Origin of the sequence: Paraburkholderia metrosideri (assembly GCF_904848625.1) — a bacterium.
In the GTDB taxonomy this organism is placed as follows: Bacteria; Pseudomonadota; Gammaproteobacteria; order Burkholderiales; family Burkholderiaceae; genus Paraburkholderia; species Paraburkholderia metrosideri.
The window spans coordinates 210,769-223,885 of the sequence record NZ_CAJHCP010000001.1; the positions used below are offsets into that span (position 1 = coordinate 210,769).

The following is a 13,117-nucleotide window of genomic DNA, read 5'->3' on the forward strand; positions in this document are numbered from 1 at the left end:
TGCTTCAGTGCTCTGAAGCAGCGCAAAACCTGGCTAATGGGGCGAAACCGGGAGGGGACGACTGTGTTGGGCGCGCCTGGCGGCGGTGCCCATGGTGGGTGACGAGTGGTGAACTCGCAACCGCCCAACCTACGGAAAGTACGCTGGGCGCCAGTGGCGCCCAGCGGCAGAATACTTCGCGTCAGGCCATCTTGACCGGAGCGCGCCACGATTCCGGATTGGTCCAGAATGCGCCACGCAGGCGGTCGCGGCTCGGCGGTGCCGGCGGTTTTGCCGCCGTCGCGCCAATCCGGCCGCGCAGCGAAATTTCGCGGCCGCTCGTACCGAGTCGCTTAACTATTTCGGCGAGCGTACCATCGGCTTGCCACTCGTCGAAGCGACGGCGGCAAGTCGGCGGCGACGGATAACGGCCCGGCAGTTTGGACCAGCCTTCGCCCGTCGACAGCACCCAAAGCACAGCATTGACAACCGCGCGCGCTTCCACGCGGGGCCGGCCACGCCGTTCACTCCGCGCCGGTTCGGCACAGAACAAAGCCTCGACCAGCGCCCACTCGTTGTCTCTCAAATCGTCGAACAGCATCATGTTTCACCTCAGCGAAGCTAACTCCGGTGCGCTGCCCCGCGCCGCGCACTCTCCATGCACTCGATAGGCGAGTGCCAAAGGGGTCGGGCTTGCCACGATCTCCGAACAGTCAGAAGTCATGGCGCCGACCCTGTGTGCATGTAAATGCATGAAGTGTGCCAAGTTCATTCCGACTGCCCGAAAGCCCCGTAGCAGCGGGCCAGCGCGGGCGCTAGCTAGGGGCGTATGAGAATCCAAAAAACCCATTCAGCAAATCGGGACAATCACCAATCTTGTGCAATCAAGCCCGACCAGCGTGCGCTTGCGCCTTATTGCTGCATTGCAGCGAAACCATAAAGATAGCTCTCGCAAGCTTTTTTGACCCTACAATGCGCATCAAATTAAGCTATTGATGAGGTCGGTAAATGAATGTCACGCTGCGTCAGCTAAGGGTTTTCATCGAGGTGGCTCGTCTGCAAAGTTTCAGCCGGGCGGGCGATGAGATCGGTCTGACGCAATCGGCGGTGAGCCGCTGCGTGCGTGAACTGGAGAGCGAAATTGGTCTCAAGCTGATCGACCGCACCACGCGCGAGGTGCAACTCACCGACGTCGGCGGCAATCTGGTCTCGAGCGTGTCCCGACTCCTGACGGATCTGGATGACGCGTTGCGCGAGATCCGCGAAATCGGCGAACAACGCCGGGGACGCGTGGTGGTGGCCGCCAGCCCCACAGTGGCGTATCGGCTGATGCCACGTGTGGTGGCGTCGTGCATGCAGCAGTTTCCGTATATCACCTTGGGCCTGCGTGACGACGTTCAGAGCGACGTGGTGCGCAAGGTCAAGTCGGGCGAGGTCGATTTCGGCGTGATCATCGGTCCCTTTTCCGCCGACGATCTGCTGAGCGAAGCGCTAATGACCGATTCATTCTGCGTGGTGTTCCGCGACGATCACCCGCTGGCGGCGCAGCAGCAGGTAGCGTGGGCGGACCTGGAGGGCCAGCAGCTGGTGATGCTCGATTACGCATCGGGCAGCCGGCCGATCATCGACGCCGTCATGCACGCGCATGGGGTGAGCGCCACGGTGGTGCAGGAGCTGGGGCATTCTGCGACCGTTTTTGGGCTGGTCGAGGCGGGCGTCGGTGTGAGTGTGCTGCCCTGGCTGGCGTTGCCTCTACCGGCAGGTGCCGCGCTAATAGCCCGGCCACTCGTGCCGAGGGCGGAGCGGACGGTTGAACTCGTGCGACGGCGTGACCGGTCGCTGTCGCCAGCGGCGGAGGCGGTGTGGGGATTGATCAGGCAGTTGCCGGCGCGGGCCGAAGATTTGGGCTAGGCGAAAGCCGAGGCGGGGTTGGCGAGCTATAAGCCGCCGTCTTTCGGTGCCGACGGAGCAGGGTTGTTCATGCCATGACCGGGGATGGCGCGGGCGTGTATGGCCTGAATTTCCGGCCACACGAACAATGGCCTTGGGCGACAGTGATGGGGCGCTTATAGCTATTTTTCTGGCGCAATGCCGCCCGGAGCAGCATATAGACGGCGTGATTTCGACCCAGCGGCAGGTGACTTCGCCGCGCTAAAAACCGACGCCGCGCTAAACTGCCCCCTTCCTGAGCGTCAATTTTTTCCACTAATCTGTCTGGAAGCCTCGATGAGCGTGTCGGACCTGTCTGTGCCCTCCATCCCCAATGCGCGTGACGCTGTACGCGCGCTGCGTCCTTCGCAAATCCGTGAAGTTGCCAACGCGGGTTTTGGCGTCAGCGACGTGCTGCCGTTCTGGTTCGGCGAGTCCGACCGGGTCACACCGGCCTTTATCCGGGACGCTGCGAGCGCCGCACTGGCCGACGGCGCAACCTTCTATACGCATAACCTGGGCATCGCGCCGCTGCGCGCGGCGCTGGCGGACTACGTGAGCGAACTGCACGGCGCGACGTCTGCAGACCACATCGCGGTGACCAGCGCAGGGGTCAACGCGCTGATGCTCGCTTCGCAACTGGTGGTGGGCGCGGGCGATCGGGTCGTTGCGGTGACCCCCCTGTGGCCGAATCTCGTCGAAATTCCGAAAATTCTCGGTGCACATGTCGAAACGGTTGCACTGAATTACGGCGATCATGGTTGGCAGCTCGATATCGGGCAATTGCTGGCAGCCTTGACGCCCGACACCAGAATGCTGATGCTCAACTCGCCGAACAATCCGACCGGCTGGGTGATGAGCCGTGACGACCAGCGCACCGTGCTGGAGCATTGCCGTCGCCACGGCATCTGGATTGTCGCGGACGAGGTCTACGAGCGTCTCTACTATGCGGATGCTGAACCGGGCGTGGGTGGCAAGCCGGTTCGCACTGCGCCGTCGTTTCTCGATCTGGCTGGGCGAGACGAACGTGTGATTTGCGTCAATTCGTTCTCGAAGGCCTGGTTGATGACCGGCTGGCGGCTTGGCTGGATCGTCGCCCCAGCAGGGTTGATGGACGATCTGGGCAAGCTGGTCGAGTACAACACGTCGTGTGCGCCGTCATTCGTGCAGCAGGCGGGAGTTGCGGCAGTCCAGCAAGGCGAGCGTTGCACGCAGGAACTGGTGCGCGACCTGAAAACGTCGCGCGACCATCTGGTGCGTGCGCTTTCCGCGGTGCCGGGCGTTGACGTAAAGGCGCCCCTTGGCGCGATGTATCTGTTTTTCTCGATGCCGGGCGCCGGGAGCAGTCTGGAGTTGTGCAAGGCCATGGTGCGCGAAGTCGGACTCGGCGTGGCACCAGGCAGCGCATTTGGTCCGCAGGGCGAAGGTTTCGTACGCTGGTGCTATGCGTGCGATACAGCGCGACTGGACGCAGGCGTCGAGCGTCTGAAGCGGTTTTTGGCGCGCTAGCGGCGACTGCAGCCACGCTGAATGAGAGTAGGCCAACGTGCTGGCTGAAAAGGACGGTGGAAAAGTCCGATGGAACAAAGCGGATTGTCTGCCGTCCACACCTGCTTTTCGGCTAAAGCACGTGGGCCAGCGCCCAGCAGGAAAATGCGCGGGGGATTTCGTCTTTACGCACTGATTGTTTTTGCGTAATATGGCGCTCAGTCACGCGATTCCTTCCAGGAATATCGCTGCTCCGTCCGGCTGGGTTTGGCTCGATAGTCTGTCTCGCCTCCCCCCGGTGCGTGCTCCCATCAATATGACCGATCAGAATCGGGCGAGCGCGTCTTCAGTTCCACATCGTCTGTTTGATCCGGTTCTTTGACCACAGGGTCTGACCTAGCTGCATGAATACCCAAGAGGCGAAGATCGTCCTCGAGACTGCCTTGATCTGCGCGCAGGAGCCGTTAAAGCTCGGCGAGTTACGCAAGCTCTTTGCCGACGGCGTGTCGGCAGACACCGTTCGGACTTTGCTCGAAGACCTCAAGCAGGACTGGTCTGGGCGCGGTGTGGAGTTGGTCGGGCTGGCGTCGGGCTGGCGGTTTCAAAGCAAGCCCGCGATGCGTTCGTATCTGGATCGTTTGCATCCTGAAAAGCCGCCGAAGTATTCGCGCGCGGTGCTCGAAACGCTCGCGATCATTGCGTACCGGCAGCCGGTCACGCGAGGCGATATCGAAGAAATTCGTGGCGTCACGGTGAATACACAGGTCGTCAAGCAACTCGAGGACCGCAACTGGATCGAAGTGATCGGCCATCGCGATGTGCCGGGCCGTCCGGCGCTGTACGCGACCACGCGGCAGTTCCTCGACGACCTGGGTCTGAGAGCGCTGGATGAGTTGCCGCCGCTGGCTGATCCGTCGGCCCAGTTGAACGCGGATCTGCTCGGTCAGCATGCGATCGAATTTGCCGATGCCGAGATCGCGCAGAGTCTGGTGTCCAGCGACGATGCCGACGCCGGCGAGTTAACGGCCGGAACATCTGTGGAAGGGGCGGTCGAAGCCGAGGCTGGAACGCAAGCCGAAACCCATGTCTCCGTGATCGCGGGGTCTGCAGACGAGAGCCGGTTGGAAATACAGGCTGAAGCCGCCGGCATCACGACGACAGATGCGAATGCGGAAGCGCAGGGCACGAGCGCCGCCGCAACCGAGGGCGAACTCGCGAGCGGCATCGGCGAAGTCGGGCCAGCCGATAGCGTTGCCGAACGCGCAATATCGGGAATCGAGCCGCATCCCGAGGCAGCAGATGCGCCGGCCCCGCAGGAACACGCTGAAACAGCACCAGCAACACCGCAGGCCGGCATCGCCGAGCCCGCACCGAATCACGATCCGGTCTCCCAGGCCGATCCGGCAATACCCGCGCACGACTCGGGCGTACTCCGCGATACGGAGCACGCCGCCGAGCCGAATCCGACCACGGCGGCGCACGGCGATCCTGAAGATCGTCGCGATGCTGCACAGGACGCAGGTTTTCTGACCGACGACGAACCCGAGTCGCGCAGCGCCTGACGTAACCGAACTTTTTTGCCACGCCCGCAACGGGCGTGCGCGACCTGACATTTTGAGGTTGTTTTGACACATACCCACGACACCGATTCGTCCGAATCCGAGCGCGCCGTTCCGTCGGCACGGGCCGACGAAGCTCGCACCAAGCAAGCGTCGGCCGGCGAGGGCGAGCGCCCCGCACAGACCGCGGAAGCGGATGGCGAAGACCGTCCGCGCCGCGGCTTGCGTCGCGGGCCGCGCAGCCTGATCGCGCGACGCCGCGCCGGAGCGAAGACGAAGGGCGCTGAAGGCGCACCCGCGCAAGGCGCGCCGGTCGTCACCGAAGCGCCGCCGGACGGCGAAGTGGTCGCGCAGGTGCGCATGCCGCGCAAAGATGCGGGCGCCAAGGGCCAAGGCCCGCGCCGCAATGCGGGCAGTGCGAAGCGCGAGGGTGGTCAGCGCGAGGGAGCGCCCCGTGAAGGCCAGCGCGAGCGTCAGCCGCGTGAAGGTGGTCCGCGTCAGAGCAACCGCCGTGGCGCCGAGACACCGGCAGCACCAGCGGAAGCCGGTCAGGACGACCTCTTCTCTTACGTCACGTCGCCGGCATTTGACGCTGATAACAGCGCAACGGGCGGCGTGCGCGCGCCGATGCTGCGTCGCGGCAAGCCCGCTGCGCCAAAGCGCGTGCTGGCAGCCGACGACGATGCACCGAAACTGCACAAGGTGCTCGCCGAAGCGGGCATGGGTTCGCGACGCGACATGGAAGAACTGATCGTTGCCGGGCGCGTTTCGGTGAACGGCGAGCCGGCTCATATCGGCCAGCGCATCATGCCGACCGATCAGGTCCGCATCAACGGCAAGCCGGTCAAGCGCAAGCTGGCCAACAAGCCGCCGCGGGTGCTGCTGTATCACAAACCGACGGGCGAAATCGTCAGCCATGCCGATCCGGAAGGCCGTGCGTCGGTGTTCGACAAGCTGCCGCCGATGAAAACCGCCAAGTGGCTCGCGGTTGGCCGCCTCGACTTCAACACTGAAGGTCTGCTGATGCTGACCACATCGGGTGATCTGGCGAACCGTTTCATGCATCCGCGTTATAGCGTCGAGCGTGAATATGCGGTGCGCGTAGTCGGCGAACTGGCTGAAGGCATGCGTCAAAAGTTGCTGCACGGCGTTGAGCTGGAAGACGGTCCGGCGAACTTCCTGCGGATTCGCGACGGCGGCGGCGAAGGCACCAATCACTGGTATCACGTCGCGTTGGCTGAAGGGCGTAATCGTGAAGTGCGCCGTATGTTCGAAGCGGCCGGCCTGATGGTCAGCCGACTGATCCGCACGCGTCACGGCCCGATCTCGCTGCCGAAGGGCCTGAAGCGGGGTCGTTACGAAGAACTCGAAGACAATCAGGTGCGTGCGCTGATGGCGTCGGTGGGCCTGAAGGCGCCGGCCGAAGAGCGTGGCAGCCGCAATTCGGCGCCGGAACGTAAGCAGCCGGATCCGATGCAGACATCGATGGGCTTTATTGGCCGTGAGCCGGTGTTGATGTCGCACAGCCGTTTTGAGCAGCAGCCGCGTGGTCAAGGCCAGGGTCAAGGTCGTCGCGGTGCGGCGGGCGGCGGTTTTGGCGGCGGCGCCAGCGGTGGCGCTGGCGGTGGGTTCGGCGGCGGTGGTGGTGGCTACGGCAATCGCGGTGCGGGCCGCAGCGCTGGCGGTGCCGGTGGTTTCGGCGGCTCGATGGGCGGCGGCGCGGCGGGTCCGCGTGGCGGCCGCGAGGTCGACGGCAATCGCGCGCCGTCCGGCAACGGCAACCGTGCGGGCGGCAGCAAGCGCGCGGCGGGCGGTCCCAATCCTGGTAACGGCGGTGGTAGCCGCGGTCCGGGCGCTAATCGTGGCGGCAACGCGAACCGTGGTGCGGGCGGCAATGCCAACCCGGCTGGCGGTAATCGCAGCGGCGGCGCACCGCGCGGCCGCTCGCGTGGCCGTTAAGCCTCGCAGCGAAGCCTGACCCTTCAACCGCTGGCTAAGCCAGGGCAGTCAGGCAACGCGCTGTAATTGCGTGACGGTCGGTCGCTAATCGAATCTACGATTGCTGCGAACGACCGTCAGATTCGATCGATGAGTGCCACGATTCAGGTAGTACATAAAACCGTGGCGCGGCGGGAAGCAGGCCCAGCCCTGATTTCTCCCGCTGGCAGGACCCCGGCAGCAATGCCGCCCGAGCCGCCTTGCAAAAGGCTCCGGGAAGCGCCATATCATCGAAAGATTCCCATGAAATCAAGCGGAAATGCGCTTTACGCGGCGTTCTGCGGTTTGCGTTTGTCCTGAAAAATGGCTACAATCGCGAAGTCGCTGGGCGTGCGGCTTTTCATGTGCGGCTCAGGTGCGACCACCGGTAATAAGATGATGGGCGTTTAGCCCATTTTTTTTTGCCGCTCAGTTAATCGTGGTTCGGCATCTCGGGTACGCACGAACGTGCGCCGGCTTGGCGCGCGGCCCGCATTGGTTGTTTGCAAAACAAGCGGCAGGCTCGCTGCGCGAACATCTAAGAGGGCAATGTGCAACTGACGGAACTGATTGAAACCACGGTCGTGGGACTCGGCTACGAGCTCGTCGATCTCGAGCGCACCGGGCGCGGCATGATGTGCATTTATATCGACCAGCCGGCCGGCATCGCGATCGAAGACTGCGAGAAAGTCACGCGTCAGCTCCAGCACGTTCTGACGGTCGAAAATATCGATTACGAGCGGCTTGAAGTGTCGTCGCCGGGACTCGATCGCCCGCTGAAGAAGCTGGCGGATTTCGAACGCTTCGCAGGCAGCGAAGTGGTAATCACATTGAAAAAGCCATTGGACGGACGGAAATCGTACCGGGGCATCCTGCATGCTCCGCAAGGCGAAACGATCGGTCTGGAATTTGAAGGGAAGGAAGGCGCCGCGATGCTCGATTTCACGCTCGCGGACATGGACAAAGCACGCCTCGTTCCGAAAGTTGACTTTAGGAGCCGCAAACAATGAGTCGCGAAGTGTTGATGCTGGTGGATGCGCTGGCACGCGAGAAGAACGTCGACAAAGACGTGGTATATGCCGCGCTCGAAGCGGCTCTCGCTTCGGCCTCCAAGAAACTCTTCGAAGAAGACGCGGACATCCGCGTCCACATCGACCGTGAAAGCGGCGAGCACGAAACGTTTCGCCGCTGGAAAGTGGTGCCGGACGAAGCCGGTTTGCAGGAACCGGATCAGGAAATTCTGCTGTTCGAAGCACGTGAGCAGCAACCCGAGATTCAACTCGACGAGTTCATCGAAGAACCGGTGCCGTCGATCGAGTTCGGCCGTATTGGTGCGCAGGCTGCAAAGCAGGTCATCCTGCAGAAGGTCCGCGACGCAGAACGCGAGCAGATCCTGAATGACTTCCTCGAGCGCGGCGAGCACATCATGACCGGCTCGGTGAAGCGCCTCGACAAGGGCAATTTCATCGTCGAAACCGGCCGTGTCGAAGCGCTGCTGCGCCGCGATCAGCTGATTCCGAAGGAAAACCTGCGCGTGGGCGACCGCGTGCGCGCCTATATCGCCAAGGTCGATCGCACCGCTCGCGGTCCGCAGATCGAGCTGTCGCGTACGGCGCCCGAATTCCTGATGAAGCTGTTCGAGATGGAAGTGCCGGAAATCGAGCAGGGCCTGCTGGAAATCAAAGCAGCCGCTCGTGATCCGGGCGTGCGCGCCAAGATCGGCGTGGTCGCTTACGACAAACGCATCGATCCGATCGGCACTTGCGTGGGTATTCGTGGTTCGCGCGTGCAGGCTGTGCGCAACGAGCTCGGTGGCGAAAACGTCGACATCGTGCTATGGTCGGAAGATCCCGCACAGTTCGTGATCGGCGCGCTCGCGCCGGCAGCCGTCCAGTCGATCGTCGTCGATGAAGAAAAGCATTCGATGGACGTCGTCGTAGACGAAAACGAACTGGCGGTCGCGATCGGCCGCAGCGGCCAGAACGTGCGTCTTGCCAGCGAACTCACCGGCTGGCAGATCAACATCATGACGCCGGACGAATCTGCGCAAAAGCAGAATCAGGAACGCGGCGTACTGCGTGACCTGTTCATGGCGCGTCTCGATGTCGACGAAGAAGTTGCCGACATCCTGATCGACGAAGGCTTTACGAGCCTCGAAGAGATCGCTTATGTGCCGCTCAACGAAATGCTCGAAATCGAAGCATTCGACGAAGACACCGTTCACGAACTGCGTAACCGCTCGCGCGACGCGTTGCTGACGCAAGCTATCGCGAACGAAGAAAAGGTCGAAAATGTAGCGCTCGACCTGAAGAGCCTGGACGGCATGGATGCCGACCTGCTCGCAAAGCTGGCTGAACATCAGGTGCAGACGCGCGACGAACTCGCCGAACTGGCCGTAGATGAACTGGTCGAGATGACCGGAATGGAAGAGGATGCCGCTAAGGCGTTGATCATGAAAGCACGTGAACACTGGTTCCAGTGAGAAATGACCATGGCGCACTAAATTGAACGCGGCCGTCAGGCCGCATGACCCGATGCTAACCGCAAGGAATCGGTCCTTGCATTAAGAGGAATGAATGGCGAGTAACAACGTAGCCCAATTTGCCGCGGAACTGAAAATGCCTGCAGGCGTGCTGCTCGAGCAGCTGCAGGCGGCGGGCGTCACAAAAGCGAGTGAAGACGACAGCTTGTCCGAGACGGACAAGGCGCGTCTGCTCGACCACTTGCGCAAGTCTCACGGCTCGACTGATGCGGACAAGCGCAAGATCACGCTGACGAAACGGCATACGTCGGAGATCAAACAATCCGACGCGACGGGCAAAGCTCGCACCATTCAGGTCGAGGTGCGTAAGAAGCGTACTTTCGTCCGCCGAGACGAAGCCTCGGCCGAAGGCGGGGAAGCATCGAATCATGTGGCCGAAGCCGAGGTCGACGACCTCGAACTTCAGCGTCGTGAAGAGGAAGCTCGTCACGAAGCTGAGCTGCTCGAAAAGCAGGCTCAGGAGCTGAAGGCGCGTCAGGAACAACTCGAACGCGAAGAAGCCGAACGTCAGGCGCGGGAAGAGGCGGCTGAAGCCGAGCGTCGTCGCGCTGAAGAAGAAGCGGCGAAGAAGCGCGCGGCGGCTGCGGCTGCCGAGGCAGCAGTTCGCGAGAAAGCCCAGCAGGCGGCGCAAGTTGCCCAGCCGGTGGCAGCGAAGGCTGAACCGGTTGCTGTCAAGGCAGCGGAGCCGGTGGTCGCAAAGGAAAGCGAGCAGGACGACGAGCGCGCAGCGGCCGAACGTGCTGCACAACGCGAAGCCGCCAAGAAGGCAGAAGACGCAGCGCGTCAGGCTGCCGACAAGGCACGCGCCGAGCAGGAACAGATCGCCAAGCGTCGTGCAGCGGCTGAAGCTGAAGCAGCGGCTATCCGCGAAATGATGAACACGCCGCGCAAGGCGCAGGTCAAGGCGCCGGAACCGGCACCGAAGCCCGCTGAGCCGGCCAAGGCCGCAGAAGCCAAGGGTACGCTGCACAAGCCGGCACGTCCGGCAGGTGAAGCAGCGGCGCGTCCGGCTGCGAAGAAGCCGGCTGCTGCGGCTCCGGCAGCCACGACCACGCCGTCCGCTGGCGACAAGAAGAAGCCTGGCGGCGGCAAGGGCGGCTGGCAGGACGACGCAGCGAAGCGCCGTGGCATCAAGACGCGTGGCGACACGAGCGGCGGTGTGGATCGCGGCTGGCGCGGCGGCCCGAAGGGTCGCGGCAAGCACCAGGATCAGAACACGACGTTCCAGGCGCCGACCGAACCGATCGTCCGTGAAGTGCACGTGCCGGAAACCATTACGGTTGCCGACCTGGCGCACAAGATGTCCGTGAAGGCGTCGGAAGTCATCAAGTCGATGATGAAGCTCGGCCAGATGGTCACGATCAATCAGATGCTGGACCAGGAAACGGCGATGATCATCGTCGAGGAACTGGGCCACCACGCGGTTGCGGCCAAGCTGGACGATCCGGAAGCAATGCTGGTCGAAGGCGAAGTGTCGGATGCGGAAGCTCTGCCGCGTCCGCCGGTCGTCACGGTCATGGGTCACGTCGACCACGGCAAGACCTCGCTGCTCGACTACATCCGCCGCGCGAAGGTTGCAGCGGGTGAAGCCGGTGGCATTACGCAGCACATTGGCGCTTACCACGTCGAAACGCCGCGTGGCGTGATTACGTTCCTCGACACGCCGGGTCACGAAGCCTTTACGGCAATGCGTGCCCGTGGTGCGAAGGCAACTGACATCGTGATTCTGGTGGTCGCAGCCGACGACGGTGTGATGCCGCAGACGAAGGAAGCGATTGCCCACGCGAAGGCTGGCGGCGTGCCGCTCGTCGTCGCGATCAACAAGATCGACAAGCCGGATGCGAATCTGGAACGCGTCAAGCAGGAACTCGTCGCGGAAGGCGTTGTGCCGGAAGAATACGGTGGCGAATCGCCGTTCGTACCGGTGTCGGCAAAGACCGGCGCAGGTATCGACGATCTGCTCGAAAACGTGTTGCTGCAAGCCGAAGTGCTGGAACTGAAGGCACCGGTCGACGCACCGGCCAAGGGTCTGGTTATCGAAGCGAAGCTCGATAAGGGTAAGGGTCCGGTTGCAACGATCCTGGTCCAGTCGGGTACGTTGAATCGTGGCGATGTGGTGCTGGCAGGTAGCGCTTACGGTCGTGTGCGAGCCATGCTCGACGAAACCGGCAAGCCGACCAAGTCCGCTGGCCCGTCGATCCCGGTTGAAATTCAGGGTCTGTCGGAAGTCCCGCAAGCAGGCGAAGAAGTCATCGTCATGCCGGACGACCGCAAGGCACGTGAAGTCGCGCTGTTCCGTCAAGGCAAGTTCCGCGACGTCAAGCTGGCCAAGCAACAGGCCGCAAAGCTCGAGAACATGCTGGAACAGATGGGCGAAGGCGAAGTGGCATACATGCCGCTCATCGTCAAAGCCGACGTGCAGGGTTCGCAGGAAGCGCTGGTGCAGTCGCTGCTCAAGCTCTCGACCGACGAAGTGCGCGTGCAGATCGTGCACGGCGCGGTGGGTGGCATCAGCGAGTCCGACGTCAATCTGGCAACGGCATCGAAGGCGGTCATCATCGGCTTCAACACCCGTGCGGATGCGCAGGCTCGCAAGCTGGCGGAATCTAACGGCGTCGATATTCGCTACTACAACATCATCTATGACGCAGTGGATGACGTGAAGGCCGCGATGTCGGGCATGCTGGCACCGGAGAAGCGCGAAGTCGTGACGGGTACCGTCGAAGTGCGTCAGGTCTTCAAGGTACCGAAGATCGGTGCAGTGGCCGGCTGTATGGTCACGGACGGTTTCGTCAAGCGCTCGTCGTCGGTGCGCGTGTTGCGCAACAACGTCGTCATCTTCACGGGCGAGCTCGATTCGCTCAAGCGCTTCAAGGACGACGTCAAGGAAGTCCGTCAGGGCTTCGAGTGCGGTATGTCGATCAAGAACTTCAACGATATCGTCGAAGGCGATCAGTTCGAAGTCTTCGAGATCACCGAAGTCGCGCGTACGTTGTAATTCACGCGGCACGGCTCAACGGGCGGAGCGGGCTTTAACGCCCGCTCCGCCCGTTGTTTTTGGGGCCGCCGTTTCGCGCAGGCCGGCTTTCTGCTCATCGGGCCATTTGCCTGTTGCCCGCCTTGGCCAGCCATACAGCCACGGCCGCGCGAACAACTTTTTTGCATCCGCCAGATCGGATCACACAACACCATGCCTAAGAAACGTACTTCCCCTAATCGCAACGTGCAGATCGCCGATCAGATCCAGCGCGATCTGTCCGAGTTGCTGCGCGAGGTCAAAGACCCGCGCATCGGCATCGTCACGATTCAGAGCGTCGAACTGACGCCGGACTACGCGCACGCGAAGGTCTTCTTCACGACGTTGACCGGCGACCCGCAGCAGACTCTCGAAGCGCTGATTCACGCGGCCGGCCATCTGCACAATCAGCTGTTCAAGCGCTTGCACATTCATACCGTGCCGACGCTGCATTTTCACTACGACAAGACGATTGAACGGGCGGTTGAGATGTCACGTCTGATCGATGAAGCGAACGCTTCTCGCGCGAAAGAAGACTGAGTGCGGTGTTAGCCGCGGTCGTGGTCGTGGTTGCCAGGCGCAACCGGCAACGCGCCGCTGTTTAGTGCTGTTTTCCGAATCCATCGA

The 13,117-nt window shown here is 62.4% G+C and carries 8 protein-coding genes and 1 pseudogene; 8 read left to right on the forward strand and 1 reads right to left on the reverse strand.

All coding sequences use genetic code 11. The annotated features are described in order from the left end of the window. Positions 1–184: 184 nt before the first annotated feature. Positions 185–580 (reverse strand): annotated as a pseudogene (locus LMG28727_RS00855) (transposase); the annotation flags it as partial. Between the two features lie 407 nt (positions 581–987). Between LMG28727_RS00855 and LMG28727_RS00860 the strand changes: the two are divergent. The 8 genes from LMG28727_RS00860 to rbfA all read left to right on the forward strand — a co-directional run bounded on the left by LMG28727_RS00860 (position 988) and on the right by rbfA (position 13,030). Then, positions 988–1,890 (forward strand): LysR family transcriptional regulator, encoded by a 903-nt coding sequence (locus tag LMG28727_RS00860; RefSeq protein WP_201640431.1) that lies wholly within the window; start codon positions 988–990, stop codon positions 1,888–1,890. A 315-nt stretch (positions 1,891–2,205) separates the two neighbouring features. Next, the gene (locus LMG28727_RS00865) at positions 2,206–3,417 is read left to right on the forward strand and encodes a pyridoxal phosphate-dependent aminotransferase (protein ID WP_201640432.1); all 1,212 of its coding nucleotides are present in this window, start codon (positions 2,206–2,208) and stop codon (positions 3,415–3,417) included. A 383-nt stretch (positions 3,418–3,800) separates the two neighbouring features. Further along, positions 3,801–4,958, forward strand: coding sequence for an SMC-Scp complex subunit ScpB (scpB, locus tag LMG28727_RS00870; protein WP_201640433.1), 1,158 nt, complete (start codon positions 3,801–3,803; stop codon positions 4,956–4,958). A gap of 63 nt (positions 4,959–5,021) precedes the next feature. Continuing rightward, a complete protein-coding gene (locus tag LMG28727_RS00875) occupies positions 5,022–6,914 on the forward strand; it encodes a pseudouridine synthase (protein ID WP_201640434.1) in 1,893 nt (630 codons plus the stop codon). A gap of 569 nt (positions 6,915–7,483) precedes the next feature. Continuing rightward, positions 7,484–7,942 (forward strand): ribosome maturation factor RimP, encoded by a 459-nt coding sequence (rimP, locus tag LMG28727_RS00880; protein ID WP_121318629.1) that lies wholly within the window; start codon positions 7,484–7,486, stop codon positions 7,940–7,942. After that, entirely contained in the window at positions 7,939–9,414 is a 1,476-nt protein-coding gene (nusA, locus tag LMG28727_RS00885) for a transcription termination factor NusA (RefSeq protein ID WP_201640435.1), read from the forward strand. Before rimP ends, nusA begins: the two co-directional genes overlap by 4 nt. Before the next feature lie 94 nt (positions 9,415–9,508). After that, positions 9,509–12,472, forward strand: a complete 2,964-nt coding sequence (gene infB, locus LMG28727_RS00890; RefSeq protein WP_201640436.1) for a translation initiation factor IF-2 — start codon at positions 9,509–9,511, stop codon at positions 12,470–12,472. Between the two features lie 192 nt (positions 12,473–12,664). Next, positions 12,665–13,030 carry a 30S ribosome-binding factor RbfA gene (gene rbfA, locus LMG28727_RS00895; protein ID WP_201640437.1) on the forward strand — a complete coding sequence of 122 codons (366 nt, stop codon included), beginning with the start codon at positions 12,665–12,667 and terminating at the stop codon, positions 13,028–13,030. Positions 13,031–13,117: the final 87 nt, after the last annotated feature.

Excerpts from the sequence above, each read along its gene's own strand:
- LMG28727_RS00865 (WP_201640432.1), top strand. The coding sequence starts at position 2,206 with ATGAGCGTGTCGGACCTGTCTGTGCCCTCCATCCCCAATGCGCGTGAC.
- LMG28727_RS00860 (WP_201640431.1), top strand. The coding sequence starts at position 988 with ATGAATGTCACGCTGCGTCAGCTAAGGGTTTTCATCGAGGTGGCTCGT.
- nusA (WP_201640435.1), top strand. The coding sequence starts at position 7,939 with ATGAGTCGCGAAGTGTTGATGCTGGTGGATGCGCTGGCACGCGAGAAG.
- scpB (WP_201640433.1), top strand. The coding sequence starts at position 3,801 with ATGAATACCCAAGAGGCGAAGATCGTCCTCGAGACTGCCTTGATCTGC.
- rbfA (WP_201640437.1), top strand. The coding sequence starts at position 12,665 with ATGCCTAAGAAACGTACTTCCCCTAATCGCAACGTGCAGATCGCCGAT.
- infB (WP_201640436.1), top strand. The coding sequence starts at position 9,509 with ATGGCGAGTAACAACGTAGCCCAATTTGCCGCGGAACTGAAAATGCCT.